Source organism: Arthrobacter sp. UYCu712 (assembly GCF_040547005.1).
Lineage (GTDB): Bacteria > Actinomycetota > Actinomycetes > Actinomycetales > Micrococcaceae > Arthrobacter.
The window spans coordinates 1-15976 of record NZ_JBEPOZ010000011.1; the positions used below are offsets into that span (position 1 = coordinate 1).

15 protein-coding genes and 1 pseudogene are annotated in these 15976 nt (G+C 61.5%); 2 read left to right on the forward strand and 14 right to left on the reverse strand.

Going from position 1 to position 15976, the window contains the following annotated elements; genetic code table 11:
* The 7 genes from ABIB51_RS23235 to ABIB51_RS12270 all read right to left on the reverse strand — a co-directional run.
* Nucleotides 1-153, reverse strand: a 153-nt coding sequence (locus ABIB51_RS23235) for a TetR family transcriptional regulator (protein WP_502916126.1), incomplete at its 3' end; no start/stop codon positions are given.
* Entirely contained in the window at nt 150-596 is a 447-nt protein-coding gene (locus tag ABIB51_RS12245) for a cupredoxin domain-containing protein (protein WP_354188336.1), read from the reverse strand. The genes ABIB51_RS23235 and ABIB51_RS12245, both read right to left, overlap by 4 nt.
* Before the next feature lie 46 nt (nt 597-642).
* The gene (locus tag ABIB51_RS12250) at nt 643-1287 is read right to left on the reverse strand and encodes a hypothetical protein (protein ID WP_354188338.1); all 645 of its coding nucleotides are present in this window, start codon (nt 1285-1287) and stop codon (nt 643-645) included.
* Between the two features lie 41 nt (nt 1288-1328).
* Nucleotides 1329-1769, reverse strand: coding sequence for a sortase domain-containing protein (locus ABIB51_RS12255; protein WP_354188340.1), 441 nt, complete (start codon nt 1767-1769; stop codon nt 1329-1331).
* 267 nt (nt 1770-2036) lie between these two features.
* Nucleotides 2037-2807 (reverse strand): hypothetical protein, encoded by a 771-nt coding sequence (locus ABIB51_RS12260; protein ID WP_354188342.1) that lies wholly within the window; start codon nt 2805-2807, stop codon nt 2037-2039.
* 183 nt (nt 2808-2990) lie between these two features.
* Nucleotides 2991-3377 (reverse strand): hypothetical protein, encoded by a 387-nt coding sequence (locus ABIB51_RS12265; protein ID WP_354188344.1) that lies wholly within the window; start codon nt 3375-3377, stop codon nt 2991-2993.
* A gap of 86 nt (nt 3378-3463) precedes the next feature.
* A complete protein-coding gene (locus ABIB51_RS12270) occupies nt 3464-3865 on the reverse strand; it encodes a cupredoxin domain-containing protein (RefSeq protein ID WP_354188346.1) in 402 nt (133 codons plus the stop codon).
* A gap of 264 nt (nt 3866-4129) precedes the next feature.
* Between ABIB51_RS12270 and ABIB51_RS12275 the strand changes: the two genes are divergently transcribed.
* Both ABIB51_RS12275 and ABIB51_RS12280 read left to right on the forward strand, forming a co-directional pair.
* Nucleotides 4130-4966: an alpha/beta fold hydrolase gene (locus ABIB51_RS12275; RefSeq protein WP_354188348.1), complete on the forward strand. Its 837-nt coding sequence runs from the start codon at nt 4130-4132 to the stop codon at nt 4964-4966.
* A gap of 25 nt (nt 4967-4991) precedes the next feature.
* Nucleotides 4992-5269 (forward strand): annotated as a pseudogene (locus tag ABIB51_RS12280) (ATP-binding protein); the annotation flags it as partial.
* An 842-nt stretch (nt 5270-6111) separates the two neighbouring features.
* On the opposite strand, the gene ABIB51_RS12285 reads toward ABIB51_RS12280, so the two are convergent.
* The 7 genes from ABIB51_RS12285 to ABIB51_RS12315 form a co-directional block, all read right to left on the reverse strand.
* Nucleotides 6112-6870, reverse strand: a complete 759-nt coding sequence (locus tag ABIB51_RS12285; protein WP_354188350.1) for an RES domain-containing protein — start codon at nt 6868-6870, stop codon at nt 6112-6114.
* A gap of 3 nt (nt 6871-6873) precedes the next feature.
* Entirely contained in the window at nt 6874-7266 is a 393-nt protein-coding gene (locus ABIB51_RS12290) for a hypothetical protein (RefSeq protein WP_354188352.1), read from the reverse strand.
* 446 nt (nt 7267-7712) lie between these two features.
* Entirely contained in the window at nt 7713-10754 is a 3042-nt protein-coding gene (gene glyS, locus ABIB51_RS12295; protein ID WP_354188354.1) for a glycine--tRNA ligase subunit beta, read from the reverse strand.
* A 165-nt stretch (nt 10755-10919) separates the two neighbouring features.
* Nucleotides 10920-12203, reverse strand: coding sequence for an ATP-grasp domain-containing protein (locus tag ABIB51_RS12300; RefSeq protein ID WP_354188356.1), 1284 nt, complete (start codon nt 12201-12203; stop codon nt 10920-10922).
* Nucleotides 12200-13246, reverse strand: coding sequence for a hypothetical protein (locus ABIB51_RS12305; RefSeq protein WP_354188358.1), 1047 nt, complete (start codon nt 13244-13246; stop codon nt 12200-12202). The genes ABIB51_RS12300 and ABIB51_RS12305 overlap by 4 nt, the downstream gene beginning before the upstream one ends.
* A gap of 14 nt (nt 13247-13260) precedes the next feature.
* Entirely contained in the window at nt 13261-14538 is a 1278-nt protein-coding gene (locus ABIB51_RS12310) for an ATP-grasp domain-containing protein (RefSeq protein WP_354188360.1), read from the reverse strand.
* Nucleotides 14535-15863: an MFS transporter gene (locus tag ABIB51_RS12315; RefSeq protein WP_354188362.1), complete on the reverse strand. Its 1329-nt coding sequence runs from the start codon at nt 15861-15863 to the stop codon at nt 14535-14537. The genes ABIB51_RS12310 and ABIB51_RS12315 overlap by 4 nt, the downstream gene beginning before the upstream one ends.
* Nucleotides 15864-15976 lie beyond the last annotated feature (113 nt).

A 15976-nucleotide genomic window follows, 5' to 3' on the forward strand; every position in this document is an offset into this window, starting at 1 on the left:
CTTGGCAACCCCGGCCCGCGATATCAGCTCCGCGATGCCGACATCGCGGATGCCACGCTGGGCGAACAACTCATAGGCAGCGGCCATGATCCGCTGCCGCGCCCCCACAGGACCTGGTGGCGGCGCGGCAGCCGCATCCCGTGAGGGTGCTATTTCACGGTGAGGGTGCCGTGCATGTTGCCGTGGAAGGTGCAGTGGTACGGGTAGGTTCCGGGTTTGGTCGGGGCGGTGAACGTGCCGGTGCCGACTTTGATGATCGCGTCGAATGCGGTGCCCGTGTCGGCGGTAGTGGTGTGAGCTTCGATGTCCTCGTTGGTGACGGTGACGACCGTTCCTGGGCTCACGGTTTCGGCCCCTTGGTATTTGAAGCCCTTGATCAGGATTTCCGCTGGAACCGCCGCCGCCGATGAGGAATCCGGGCTGGAAGGCGTGGTAGTCATCGTGGGCGGAGCCGATGTTGGCTGTTCTGCGGCTGTTGGTGCTGCTGCCGTGGAAGGCCCGGGAATGCCGGGGTTCCCGCAGCCGGACAGGGCCAGCATCGCCGCCGCTGCTGCCGCGAGTCCGAGCGCCCAGGGTGTCTTGATGCTTGTCTTCATAATGAAACCTTTCGTGGGCGCGGCCGTGGTCGCGTGCCGAGGGCTGTCAGGGGTGTTCGACCCAGCAGGCGAGGATAGTGGTGGAAAGCTGGTAGGCCAGAGCGTTCCTGGTGATGTTGTTCGGTCCCAAGGTCGCGGGGAGATCGGCGGCGTCCACGTGCAGGACGAAGTTGTCTTTTTGGAACACGGCTGACCCGTCGGCGGTTTCGTAGGCCGGGAATCCCAAATTGGCGAGCCCTGCGATGGGTTTGGCATCTTGTGCCAGGGCCCGCATCGCCTCAAAATACTTCAGCGCCGACGCCTTGTCGGCGGCTTCCTGGACGGAGATTTCCAGTGCTCCGTCCTGCAGATGGTAGGTGCAGGTGAAGGTGTTGTTTGCCCAGTCGTTGACGGTGTGCGGTTTCTCCTTCAGGCCCAGGATGGATGTGAGCCTGTCCATTGGTTGGTCTCCGCAGACCATCAGGGCGGCTTCGCTGGGCCCGTCCGCGGCTGCGCTGGGCGAGGACGTCCCGCCGCCGTGGTGACCGCCTCCGTGTCCCGTCTGGGCAGATGGGGAGCCCGGCGGCCCGGCCTCGCCCTGCGCTGCTCCGGTTCCCGCAACGGGTGCCACGGCCCCGGTAGCGGCCGCGCAGCCGGAGAGCAGGACGGCGGCCAGGGTGAGGGCGGCCAGTCTATGATTGCGGGTTTTCATTCCTTGTCCGTCCTTGCCACCGTTAGGGGCAGTGGCCCTTGTCAGGCCTTGAGTTTGGCGTAGATCACGTAGTTGTCATCGAAGAGTTTGGTCGCGGGGTCGTAACCGTCGCAGGTGATCAGCCGCAGCTCGGCGCCAGGGGTGTTTCCGTAGACCTCAACGGTGGGGAAGCTGTCTTTGCTGTAGGCGGCTCCGCGGTCAACGGTGAACACGGCCGTGGTGCCGTCGGTTCGTGAAACGTTGATTTCGGTCCCTGGGGTGAGCTTCCGCAGGTCCGCGAAGACTCCGGTGTTGCCGCCGAGTGCGTTCACATGGCCCAGCATCACGGAGGGTCCGCGTTCCCCGGGAGTGGGGGATCCGTTGTACCAGCTGGCGGGTGCCCCGCTGCCGTTGTCCTGCGGTACGTCCAAGGACCCGTTCTCGCGCAATCCGAGGTGGAGAAGGTCCGTCCGGACCCCGATCGAGGGAATGCTGAGGGTCACGGGAGCAGAAGCACCCATCACCGGTGGAAGCTGCTGCGTTGGCGGGATTGCCGCGGGTGAGGGCGCTGCAATCGCCGGGGACGGAGCAGCGCTAGAGGTAGCCGGGGCCGCAACGGAAGCAGAAGGAGCGGTCCCGGCATCGGCGGTTCCGGCGGCGCAGCCGGCCAGGGTCAGCAGGAGCAGAACCCCGGCCGCCGTGGGGGCACGGAGGCCTCCGCGGCGGCCGGGCTTCTTTGTTCTCACAGTAGTGATCTGGTCAGCCGGTGCTTAGGCTGCCGTGCCGCCGCTACGGCGGCGCACGACATAGGCTCCGCCGGCGAGGGCGACGAGGACGAGGCCACCACCAACGGCGAGGGCTCCGGTGTCGGTGCCGGTTTCCTGGTTGACACCGGTGTCAGCGCCACCGACGGGCATCTTCATCTGCCCGGCCTTCAAGGTCCCGCACAGGGCGGGGGATGTGGCGGCCAGCGGAAGTGTGGGAGCCAGGTCGGATTTGGCCGCCTGTCCTGCCGCGCTGAGGGTCGCGGGGTCAAGGCCGTGGACGACGACCACAGCGGTGCCGGCTTCCAGGGCTGTTTTGGTCTCGGCGTTCAGTTCGAACGTGCGGTCAACGGTGTACGCCGCGCCCTGGCCGCCGACTTTCAGGTCAAGGCCAGCTGCGGGGCTGGTGTCGCCGCTGGTGGACAAGGTGGTGACGATTGCGCCGTAGGACGGGGCGCCTTCGGTGGTGGAGATGACTTTGTCGCCGTCCTTATCAGCCGAGGGTGCCGGGCAGGTGCCCTGGGCTCCGCCGTGGATGTGCTGAACGTGCGGGTACGGGGCGTCCATGAAGGTCGCGGGCATGCCCGAAACTTTCAGGACAACGTGGGCCTGGTTGCCCGTGACATCAACCGTCACAGTGCCGGCGCCTGCGCTGCCGTTGACCTGGCCCAAAGTGGACTGGTAAGAATGGTCCGCTGCCATCGCGGGAGAACCGGAAACAGCCAAGGCGGCCAGGGCCAGGGTGGGGACCGCCATAAGGCGAAGAGTCTTCTTCATGGGATAAATCTCCTCAAATCACGCGCGTGTGATGTTTGCGCCCCCAGGAAAGGGACACCGGTACTTCGGAGCCGAACAGCAGGAGGACTGGTGTGAATGTGGCGTGGACCACAGAATCTTCTGAGAAGGGCCCTGCCGGGCAGGTACCGGCAGGCGTTCAGAGGTGACGGCTGCGCAGCGCGCTCAGGCAGTTGAAGCCCCTCGGCGGCCCCGGGCGGCCGTCCCCGATCCAGGTCGTGTCTTGTGCAGCAGGGCGTATCCGGTCAGCGCCAGGGCGCCGGCGGCCGCTTCGGCGACCGCCGTGATGACCTTGGCCGCGTACCAGACCGGTTCATACATCGACGGCAGCGGCCCGAGGGCAGGGACCTGGACATACCGGTAGAGGATAACTGCGGCCAAGGACGAGAACGCCACCACGGCGGCGGCCGCGAAAGCGGCACGGGAGCCTTTGATCAGAACAAACGCCGCGGCCAGGGCCGCGGCTCCGGCCTGGATCAAAAACAGGGTTCCTTGTCCGATGCCGCCGGGGGCTGCCTGCTGATAACCCGGGGCGAGCTGGACATGGATCACGGCACTGACTACCAGGGCAGCCGCGACACAAACACGCGGCACCCACAAGGCGCGCGTCCGGTTAGCTGGCGGTAGTTCCGGGCGGTTCATTTCACGACCAGCGTCCCGGTCATCTGCGGATGAAAGCTGCAAATAATCCCGTACTCACCCGCGGCGTCGGGTGCCTTAAAACTCACCGTTCCACCGCCCGGGACTTCAACGTCGAAACCGCCGTTGTCCTTGGCAGTGACCGTATGCGGTGCGCTGTCCGCGTTCGTCACCGTCACCATCGCCCCCGGTTTCACCGAATCCGGAACCGCATAGGCGAAGTCCCTGATCGTGATGACAGCTTCACCGGACTGCGCCGAAGCAGCTGTAGACGGGGCAGAAGCGGTGCTGCTGGCGGCGGGCTTCGGGCCGGACTGCCCCCCTTCCTGAGCTGCGCACCCGCCGATGCCGGCCAACGACACTGCCGCCGCCACGGCCAAGACCCTATTGAAAATTTTCATGACAATCCCCTCCAAAGGGATGTGACCTCCACCCGCCAGACGGCGCGCCATCAGGAAACTACCCCACGGGCTATTCGTCACACACGCCCCCGCGGACTGCCCATCCGGCGTTCGGGTCGAATGTTTCTGAAGTCATCGTGCGGCCGCGACCAGCTAATTGGCCGGGTATGCTGCCCCGCGGATGATTTCGAATCGAAGTCACCATGCCTGGGGCCTGTGTAGGCTGGCTCCAACCGGCACGGAACAAACATCGAAGGGTGAGTCATGACTGAAATCACTGCACATCACGGATTGTTCAAAGACACCAACCTGCACGTGGATGACACCGGCGGGCCGGGCCGGCCGGTGGTCCTGATCCACGGGTGGCCGCTCTCGGGAGAAGCGTTTCAGGCCCAGATTCCGGCCCTTCAGGGCGCCGGGTACCGGGTCATCACCTATGACCGGCGCGGCTTTGGCCGCAGCGACAAGCCCCGGACCGGGTACACCTACGACACCCTGACCGAGGACCTGCACGCACTGCTGGAGCAACTTGACCTCAATGACGTCACCCTGGTCGGTTTCTCCATGGGCGGGGGCGAAGTCGCCCGCTACTTCAGCCGGTATGGCGCCGAGCGGCTGCGCAGCGTGGTTTTCGCCTCAGCCGTTCCGCCCTACCTGATGCAGACCGAGGACAACCCCGACGGGCCCCTGACCAAGGACGCGGCCGCCAACATGACCGCTGACCTGACCAAAGACGAAGATGAGTTCTACGACGGATTTACGCGCACGTTTTTCTCCGTCAATGGAGAGCTCAAGGTCAGCGAAGAACAGCGCCAAGACGCCCTCGCGTTGTGTAAGCAGGCAGACAAGGAAGCAGCCCTTGCCTGCATGGCCGCTTTCGGCGGGACGGACTTCCGGGATGATCTGCTCAACGTGAGCGTACCCGCGCTCGTGCTGCACGGTGACGGCGACGCCACCGTGCCCTTTGAAGGATCCGGCCAGCGCACCCACAGGGCCCTGCCCGGCAGCGAACTGCACGTCATCGCCGACGCACCCCACGGGTGCAACGTCAGTCACCCCGACGAATGGAACAAAACACTGATCCAATTCCTGGCGAAATAGCCGCTAAGACGGCGGGGACCGGGTGGAAACCGGCTACATGGAACCGGACAAGCGCGGCGCCGGACTCCTCTTCCAGGTCCTCACCGAGCGGGAAGAAAAGTATCCGTTGCGATCGCCACCAATGAGTCGTTCTCCGGATGGACGAAGACCACCACAGATCCGCTGCTGTGCGTCGCGATCGTGGACAGGCTCAGGTTCAAAGGAACCGTCATCGACACCGGTACGGATTCCTACCGCCTCGCCCACACCCTCAACGGGGTTGTGGCGGACCTGATCCGGGCCGTCACAGCTGATCCGGGATGAAATCCCGATATAGGTATCGAGGTGCGGATGGAGGATGACCCGGAGGAGGAGCCGTGGGGCTTCCCGCGCGGCCGCGGCCACAGAATCTTCCCGAGCTCCGCTTTTCAGTGCCTTTTCCTGCGGCAGCGTCAGGGGCCGGGCAAGCCGGTCCGGTCCGTCGGGGCCGGCGCGTCGAGCAAGGTCCGCGATCCATCCCAGAACCTGGCGCTTGTGTTCCACGGAGCGGCCTCAGCCGCGGCGTTGATAAATGGACACCCTCGGAAACTCGCGTGTCCACTCACGGAATCACGAGCATCAAACAACCCCCACCGGCTGGTGACCCGGATCCGGCCCGGCGGCCTCGGCAGCGACGGGAGGCTGCCCGGTCCAGGCATGGTCGACCCGGACGGGTTTGAGCAGTTTCTAAAGAATCTTGAAATACAAATGACCCGAAGCTTAGACTCGCCCCAGGCCGCAACGAGCCGATTTTTTGTTTTTGGGGGAAATCGACAGTCTCTGGCGGCTTCGGCAATGAAGTGCAGGGAACACCGTCGGCTGCGTCCGGCGGCGAATGAGGATTGGGGGAAGGCCGTTGCGCCCACAGATGCGGGTGACGGCCTTCCTCCTTCTTCAACACAGGGCTCGGCGGAAAAGGCGCGGGTGTGTCCGTGTCGAACAAGCCGAAATCGTCTGCCATGGCTGATTGATTCCTTACTCCGTGACCCAGGGGTCAGCGACCGGTGCAGCGGGCACCGGGGCGGGCTCTACTTCCTCTGGGTGGGGGCTGTATAATTCCATGTTGTTCATGGCAGCGTCGAGCAAGAACAAGACGGCCGCGCAAACGGCACTCATGGTGCAACTGATCAACACCGCGCCGTGTACGAAATGCACGCCCAGTCCGGCGGTTGGGAATGGTTCTGGTCGTTCTCCCACACAAGTCCGAGGAAGCGGAAAGCAGCGGTCACTTCGGGGCTGTCGTGTTGCAGCTCTTCGACCAGCGCTTCCTGGATTCTCGGCGTGATGAGCGAATCGCCCGGACGCTCGAAGATGGCCCAGAGTTGGAGATCGTCACCGTGGCGGGAAGCAAAAGTGACGCCGTTGAAGTCTGTCATCTCGTAAAGCCAGGAGGCTACAGCCTGAGTCAGGTGACGCGGGCGGGCGTCTTTGAGCGCCGCCGTATCGAAATCACCCAAACCTGCGGCCAGCGCCAGTCCGATGAAGTGCGGGTACAGTGCGGCGAAACTGCCGGAGTCGGTCACCGCGCAGTATCGGCCGGACAGCTCCGCCGACGCGGCGGCGCGCACATCGAGCCACTCCCTGGGGACCAGCCCCGGGGCGATGGTGGGGTGCAGGACCTTATCCTCGTCGTCCTCGATGATCTCGTCCAGTTCCATGCTCAGCCGTGCATCCTTGCGGAAATGCGCCAAGACCTCCAAAAGGCACGCCAGCAGGGACGAGCCGGCGTAGATGGTGCGGAAGTTGCCGTGCAGGTCATCCCACCGTCCCGGGAACCGCCCCTCGGTAGCCCATTCCCAGCCGCTCCAGGCCCACGGCTCCGGCCGGAAGCCAACACGCCAGACCCTGCCGGCGGCCTCGGCCGCGGCCAGTTGTACAGAAACCACCGATCAGCCTGCGGCCGTGAATGCGCGTGCAGCGGCCAGCACCTGCGGGCCGGCGTCGTCCAGCTGCCCGTCTCGGAGCAGCCGTGCTGGCGGAACGTCATCCAGCTGCGGGTTCATGCCCTGGAACCAGGCCTGCACCACGGCCCGGGAATCCCGCTCCGCGAGCAGGGCGGCCACGTGGTAGGCGGTCCTTAACCGGTGCATCACCTCATCGGAGGGTTTCCGTTCCCCGTCGGCCCATTGCCGGACCGCCCGGGTTTCCTTCACGGACCCGATGTAGGCGACCAGTTTCGCTCCCAGCAGGTCCCTCAGATCCCGGACCAGCACGTCGTCGGCCAGCCGGATGGAATCCTGATGGGCCTTCAGCCCTCCACGGGCGCCTGTCACTGCAGTCATAGTTCATGGTCCCACGAAAAGGCTCGCTGAATCAAGGGGTCAAACACACTCCAGATCACACCCTGAAACACCAATATCCGTGATTATGACAAGTGGGGAAGGGCAATTCCTGGGCGACCGGGAGAGTCGGCTGCTTTCACAAGCTTCGTGCCGCCGCCTCTGGACTCTGCTCGCTCCTATCAGCCCTGGACTCCGGCAACTGATACCAGACACCCACCGGCGACACATTCAAGATACGGACTCCGCCCTTTCCTGAATGTGTCGCCGACTGGAATAATCAGGAAGCGCAAATACCGATCACCGGTACACCGGATGCCATCTCCGAAGAGCTCTGCACATGGAGGCAGCGTCCAACCTTCAGGGGATCAGCCCACAGGGGGATGCCCTGGATTGCGCGTTCATCGAGGTCTCCAGTCCATCACCCCCGATGAATCGAGCCGCAAGACTTAGAACTGCGTCCAATCGGCGTAGCTGTTCGCGAATTCCACCACAGAGTTCAGGAGTGAAAGGTTACCGTTTCTCAATTCCAGGTCATCGTCCATAACGCGCACGTTTTCAAGGAATTCGTTCAGGGCTGATGCCAGCCCACTGGAGCCCCTCACAAGGTTTGGCAGGCTCTGGTTGGCTGCGTCCGAGCGGGCAAGTGTGAGGCGCAGTTTTTGAAGTTCTGCGAGGAGCTGATGTGCGTATCCGTTGTCAGCGTTCGCAGGGGCGGGAGCGAAATCGGCCGCCGAGCCAAGCATATTGGCGGCCCGGATCACTGCGACTGAGAGTTCCTGGAGCTGGTCCTCGGGTGAATTCTTATACAAGAAGTTCACGTTCTGAACAAACTCGTAAGGTCGCCCGGCTGAAGGGCGGCACGCGCGGATGTGACGCACATCGTGTCCATCTTCCAGCAGCTGCTGCTCCAACCGGCTCTGAACCAGCGCGAGAAGCATGTCAACCTGGGTTTCGCTGACAATAATGCCTTGGTTGGCGTAGCCCTTGACAGCGCTCCGAATAGCAGTGTCCGTGTCCAGCTGCCGCAGCGCGGGCTGCGAACTCATCACCAAACCAAGCCCGAGCGCAGCACGTCGCAGGCCGAACTGATCTGAACTGCTTGTGGACTTGATTTCCAAGCTGCATAGTCCGGCCAACAGATCCGCTCGGTCGGCTATGGACAGTAGCGCCCCCGGCAGAGTCGCCGGGAGGCGTCCCCCCGCCTTTTTGGGCCACTCCGATTCCTCCAGCGCCGCGGAAACCTCATCACTCTCGCCAGAGGCCAATGCGTAGTACTTGGCCATCGTCCCGGTCAGGGAAGAGAATTCGGCCACCATGCCCGTCACGTGGTCAAAGCGAATAAGCTGACCAGCCCGTCGTACCGTTCGTGTTACGTCCGGTGCCGCTCGGACGTGTCCAGTCAGAGCAGACGCCAATGTACTGATCCGTCCGGCCCTTTCGCGCATTGTGCCCAGCTGCGTCGCGAATATCAAGGAATCCAGTTCCTGCGTCCATTGCTCAGGAGTCCGGCTTAGGTCTGTGCGCCAGAAAAACGCTGCGTCCTCAAAGCGCGCACGGATCACCGACTCATTGCCAGCTCGGACCAGAGTATCGTCGCGCCGGCCATTGGTCACGGTGATGAAGTTCGGCAGCAGCTTGCCATCCGTGTACACCGGCAGATACCGCTGGTGTTCGGTCATGACGGTCAGAAGTACCTCGTCCGGTAGGACGAGGTACTTTTCTTCGAAGCTGCCCATGATCGCTACAGGCGCTTCCACAAGGTTCACGATTTCATCAAGCAGGTCACTGTTGAGAGCGACGTCGACGCTGCCTCCAACGGATGAAGCAAGTGTGGCCGACTGCTCAATGATCATGTCCCTCCGTTTGCCTGGATCGGCCACGATTCCGTGCTCCAGAAGCGTGCTCTCATAGAGTTCGGCGCCACCTACTTTAACTTCTTCCGATGCGCCACCACGCAAACCCCGCGTGGTGGCGCCCGCCACCAGCCCGGCAGCTTCAAACCGAATGGTCTGCGATCCCCGCAGCGCCAGCAACCAGCGGATGGGTCGAGAAAAGCCGATGTCGGATCCTTGCCAGCGCATATTCTTACCGGGCTGCAATTCGAGCAGGCATTCCCGAAGAATTCCTGGCAATAGTTCTTGCGCTGTCTTTCCTGCGTCCACTCTTCGGTATGACACGTGAACGTCCCCGCCGGCCGTTGTGATGGTGCTCAGCTCAGCAGGTTCTACTCCGTTTTTCGCCGCGAATCCCACGAGTGCACGCGTCGGGGACCCGTTGCTGTCGAACGCATCCCTGGTCTTGGGTCCGCGGACATCTACCGAGTGGGCAGTCTCTGCGTCACTCACATCCTGGATCAGCACGGCCAGGCGACGAGGTGTTGCGAAAGTCTTTATGGTACCGGTGGACAGACGTGTCGCGGCTAACTTCGAGGTCATGCTTCGCGCCAATTGCTGGGCGAGTGAGGTTACTTCCCTGTGAGGAAGCTCTTCGACACCGATCTCCAGCAGCACATGCTCGTGTGCCCGGGGCACGGGCTGTACTTCGTCCGGTTCCGCGGCCTCGGCCAAGGAAGGCAGTGATGGCCCCTTTGCCGGGCCAGCGCCAAGTTCGGCGACGTCTCGTGCCGCCGCGAGCGGGAAGCCTAGTTCCTCGCGCCGTTCCAACCACAATTCCGCTGCGCGTCGCGTCAGATCCCGCATCTGGGCGAAAGATCCGGCCCGTTCGGTAGGACTCACTGCCCCGCGGGCATCCAGGACATTGAAGAGATGGCTGCACTTCAGCACACTGAGGTACGCCGGGACGGGCAGGCGTCGGTCCAGAAGCATGTCTGCTTCCTCTGCGTATAGACCGAACAGGGCCCGGCTGCGGTCCAAATCAGCGTCGTCCAAGTAGTAGCGGCTCATTTCGTACTCGCTTTGGCCCCAGATTTCACCGTAACTGACGGCCTCGGAATATTTGATGTCCTTGAAGTGGGCCACGCCCTGAAGCGCCATCATGATGCGTTCGATGCCATAGGTGAGTTCAACAGCGACCGGTTCAAGGGAGGCGCCGGCGGCCTGCTGGAAGTAAGTGAACTGGGTGATCTCCATACCGTTGAGCCATACTTCCCAGCCCAGACCCCAAGCACCCAGTGCGGGCGATGCCCAGTTGTCTTCAACGAACCGGACGTCGTTGGAGTCGGTGTTCACGCCGATGGACCGCAGGCTGGCAAGATAGAGCTCCTGGGCGTTGGCGGGTTCGGGCTTCAGGATTACCTGGAACTGGGTATGGGTCTGCAACCGGTTCGGATTTTCCCCGTATCGGGAGTCATCTGGACGCACGCTGGGTTCTACGTAGCAGGCGTTCCACGGCTCGGGGCCAAGAACACGCAGCAGCGTGGAAGGGTTGGCGGTGCCGGCTCCGACCTCTGTGTTGAAAGGCTGCAGAACGATGCAGCCATGGGCTGCCCAGAACGCCTGCAGCGCCTGTAGAACCTGCTGCATGGACATAAATTCTTTGTGTGCCGGCACTTTCATTCCTTTTCTACAAACTCTTTACAGTGGTTCCACCACCGCTAGAAAATCCTAACTGTGGTTGCAAGCGTCGCAATCCATCGGGGGCACGATCAACCGGAGATCGCAGAGAGATACCGGCTTCAGTCCGCTAAAAGCGGCCTATCTGATTGATTTTCGCAGCGTGGCAGTCGACGCGTTAGGCGGTATAACGCTGACATTCTCCCCACACCATTCCAAGAAAGTGTCCATGGATGCGTTGAGGTCGTCCATGGTTGTTGCTGTCATGCATGCCCCTCCGAGTTTGAACAGGGTGTTTGCCACGCCGCCCATGGAGAATCCGAGCGGTAGTTCGATGCGAACCAGTTCCACGCCCGGAAAGTCCGCAAAATCCTGTTCGGGGGGCATCGAGAACAGCACGCCTGGAGGGCATGGAATAAGCGTGCTCCCCACCTCCGCCGGATTCAGCGTTACCTGGATGTCCCGCCCGCGCCCGATCGACGCGAGAAGTGACTCCTCCGCCAAATCCACGCCGTGTTTAACCAGTGTGTCCTCCTGGAGCAATCCTCCGCCACGACGTGCCGCGCATTCCCCAAAAACAAGAGCGCCGTCGTCAGGGTTTCTGAATAGCTCCAGATGGAAGATTCCGTTGAACTTTCCTAGGGCCTGGATGCACGCGCTGGCAAAGACGATCAGTTGGTCGTGGAGCTCAGGATTTCGGTCTGGATCCAGCTTCAGCATGCGCACCGGGCGCCGGGCGTCAATAGCGCTGAGGCAAGGTTCGCCATAGTGGGTAGTTGACGCGAACGTAATCTCGCCGTCGTACAAGATGCCGTCCACAATCCATTCCTCGCCGGCCGCAAAATCCTCAACTATCACGGTCCTAGGACCTTCTGTTCGGCCTATGGACTCGAGTACCTCCGGCAGGGCAGCAATATCCGGTACGAGCAGGGTGTCGTTCGTGGCTGCACCCGAAATCGGTTTGACCACCACACCATGGTGGCCAAACCCGGGGGTGATTCTCTGCGCGGTCTGGCGGATGTCGTCAATGACTATATGGGCGCTGGTTCTGATTCCGGCGGCTTCGATCTTCCGCTTCTGCAGAGACTTGTCCCGATACCCGAGTAAAACAGCCGAATCGTTGGTCGTGGTGGCAAAGCGTTCCGCGACAGCTGCGGCTGTGAATACTGAGAATTCATCATTGGTGACCACGGCTGCGAAGGGCTTTCCGGAGAAACCTGCGCGAACAAGCGCCGCGCAAACCTGCTCATAGTTGCTGATGTCCTGGACGAAAAGCTCGGTGAATCCGGCGGGAGTTGAATGGAATCCGAAGTCCCTGGCGGCAGCGCCGACCACGACAGTAGCGTGCAAGCGTTGGCGCACTGCGGCGTCCATGAGGGCTTGGTCGGCTCCTATGAATAGGATGTGGGGCTGCTCGGGGTTCACGATGTCACTTTCTGCAGAGCGGTTGAGACCGGGCCGATGGTAGGAGATATTTTCCTGATCCCGGTAAGAATGATGTCGGCGGCTTCCTCCGGGCATAAGTCCTCGAATCCATCGGGTTCGCTGGCGACTGTGCGGAGCTCCATTTCCGCGCGGGTTGCAGCCTGGACCGTCTCTTCCATCCGCGAATAGTTCAGCGCGGGTGCAAGCACCTTCAGAAAATCGCGGAAGTTGCGCCCCCGTCCCCGACCGGAGGGACGCAGCCCATCCAATGCCAGAGCGGCCGCCGAGCCGAGGGCATCGGTCTCTATCTCCGAACCGAAGTCTGGCCGGCAGCCAAGTTCCCGGATGACGCCGTGTGCAACGGAGGCGTGAACGGGGTGGGCCAGATTCTCTGCCCGTGAGAGAAGATTGTTGATCCCGAACGCCATCTCCACCCCCACCGGAACACCGTTGTGTTCGATGACAATGACATTCCCGACATCGAACAAACCGCGGTCGGTCCGGATGGCAACATTCGAGTTACGTCCGGTGGTGCCTCCGACGCCGAAGACGTGCCGATAGCGACTCGGTTCGTAACCGTCGGCCTCACTGGGCATCCCTAGGGCCTCCACTGCGCGCGCCAGCTCCACATCTCGCGATGAGTATCGCCACACCACCCGCTCTTCCGGTATACCCAGCCGATGCACCAGGAAGGCCGAGACGAGGGCATGGAACTCTTCGAGCCAGGATGGGCCGGCTAGAGCTCCGAAGGCCATGAAGTAGCAGCCGAATGCCGACATGGAGCCGGTCCTTTTCCAGTGTTCAATATTCTGCAGCCGAAGTGCGGGCTGGAGCAGGAATGACGGGTTGGAGACCCCGTTCTGCAACAGGGGTTTCAGGACGCTGATGGTGGAATTCGTGAACCGAATGGACTCGTCGTGGCGGGACACCAAAGGAACTCGCTTTTCCTCAGTTATCCCTGCACCAGCACACAGCGCCCTGAATTCCTGGGCTATGTACCGGCTGGATCCCAAAACTTGAGACCGCTTCAGCGAATCCTGCACCTTGGGTCCTGGTGTCATTGCGCTGCCCGTCGGAGCTTCCCCTGGCTGGGTGCCGTTCCGATCAGGTAAGTTTCGGTAATTCGGGCAGCTGCTGCCTCCAATTCGACCTCTGAATTAGCCACGATAACAGTGAGGATGCACCATACGGCAGGGTGGTGCAGTTCCACTAATTCCCCTACGCTTCTGGAGACGGTGACGCTGGATATGTTGGGGTCCGCCAACAGCGCTACCTCGTCCGGCAGCTCCGTGATGTATCCGCTGCTGCGTGGTCCTAGATTGATCACCCCGACGTGTGAGAAAGCTGAGGGTTTCAACGGCAGCTCATCCAGATGTCTACCCGTCAATTCATGCAGCCAGAGTTCGCGTTCGTCTACACCGCAACGTTCGCGAATCATCTCAAAGATGGAGGCGCCGCCGTATCGGGACGCAATCTCGGAAAATGTAATCTCCCCGCTCTGCGGGTCCATAAAGACCTCAAGATGAGTTGCCCCGTCCTCGAGCGACAACGCAGAATTCACTTGATCGTGGAATACTCGGAGCCGGGCGTACAACTCCGGATACTCGTCTTCGTTCAGCATCGCGGAGCCGTTGATGCCCCCATCGGTGAAGTACTCCAGGCGGGGAACAAAGTAGCGACTGACGTAGAAGATCCACGGCTTACCTCCGCGCCAGATGGCGTCGATGTGGAGTTCATCGCCGTGGATGAAGGCTTCAGCGATGAGTTGTTGAGACCGGATTTCCGGGCGTGTTGTGAACCCCTTGAGGCACCAGTTGAGTTCTTCGGCAGTATCCAAACGGTATGTGGACATGGTGCTCATCCCGTTCGCGGGCTTGAGGACTAAAGGCAGCCCGACTGAGTCGACGATCTCTTTCGCCGAAGCGGTGCTGGAATCAGAAACGGACAGAAATCTCGCGGTGGCCAGTCCGGCTCCCGCGATGAGCTGCTTCATTCGCCGTTTGTCCCGGGTGTTGAGTGCTACTTCACTTGAGTAATTGTCGACGTTGAGGAGGCCCGCCAGGTAGCCGGCGGCATATTGGCTGAACTCCGTATGAGTCGCGATTTTGTCGATCTGGACGCCGTTGCACAGCAGATCGACGGCGACAGCTGAGATTTCGTCAATCGAGTCGCAGGAAGACACCAGATACGTCTTTTCTACCCGGGACCGGATCCGAGGGTCCAGCTCGCGTGCGGCATCAAAGGCATCAAGTACTAGATAGACGCGGTCGGCACGCTCCAGTAGCCAGAGAGGAACCTCTTGGGTGGTGTCGATTTTAAGCAGCAGAATATTCATTTCCGTGTTCCTTCAGTTAGTGTCGGTTGCTCGGATTCAGTCGTTAAAGGCTCCAGCTTGGTTCTTGCCGCCAGCACTGCGAACCCGGCAAACGGCACTAGCAGAAAGGCGGCCAGCGTCCACAGGGTTGAAGAGGCGCCAATAGTCTCCACGAGGGGGCCGGCCATGACCGGCCCGGCGACGAACGCCAGAGAGACGGCGACATTCTGAGCTGCAAAAGCTCTCCCACGCAGTCGTGGAGGGACGATATCCGTGGTCAGAGCAGGAATTGACGCTGCGTACATGACTTCGCCCAAGGCAAATACGACGGCTCCCGAAGCGGTAAGAATAGTGATGGCTGGCTGCCCCGAAGCCGACATCAGGACCCCCAACACCACCCAAGCCACAGCCCAGACCAGAGGCACTAGACCAGCAATGATCGTCCGGTCCTTGCGGGCAAGCAACGGCAGCACCGCCAGGTTCAACAGAATTACTGCCGCGGTGTTAGCCAGCATCAGGAAGGCTATAACCCACGGAGGGAGGTGCGGAGAATCGATGATTGCGGCCACGACGCCTGACTCAATCTGGACGTACCCGAAGGTGTAGACCAGGAAGATGCAGCACGTGAGAAGCCCGAATCGGGCAAGCCGTCGACCGGATTTGGTTCCGGTATCGAGCGCAGCTCCGCTAGGGTCTGGCTCCGGACAGACGTCAGATTTGATCTTGGCGTAGGGAGAGGACTTTTCTTCGGGTTTCGAACCGTCGCATCGGATGATCCGGATCAGCACAAGGATTACGACGACATAACCGGCAGCCTTGATTCCGTACAGCGACCGATAGGTGACTTCCGATGCGCTGGAAATCAGCAGACTGCTGGCAGCCAGCCCCAGTCCCACCCCAACATTGATGCCCAGCTGATTGGCGCCGAACACAAAGGAACGCTGCTGTTCCGTTGAATGCAAGGCCAACATGGCGAACCATGCGGTGGTTGCGCCGAGACCGAGCCCGGACACAACAGACCAAACCACTACATCGGTAAACGACCGCGCTGTGGCAAAGCCGGCGCTGCCGGTGACCGAGAGAGCAAGAGCGAGGATACCTCCGGCCGCCGGGGACTTGCGATCTGAAATCCAGCCCACTATTGGGTGCCCCAGTATGGCGCCGGCGGAAATCATGGCCACCGTAGATGTGGCCAGCGCAAGACCCACGCCGATCACCTGGGTGGAAAAGATAATTCCCACCGGAAGTGTCAGCCCGATGCCGAGGCTGTTCAGGGCGCCCGAAAAGAGCAGTGACCTGGCGGGACTATTCAACCGCGAAAACTCACGAATCCAATTATTTGTCATTAATCTGTGTCCATTATGTGGATATTTGCGCCAACACTACCAGAGCTATCAGTGGTTTTGCTCGCATGGATGTGACACGGAGGATCACTGCGGACAGATGAAAGTTTTACAGA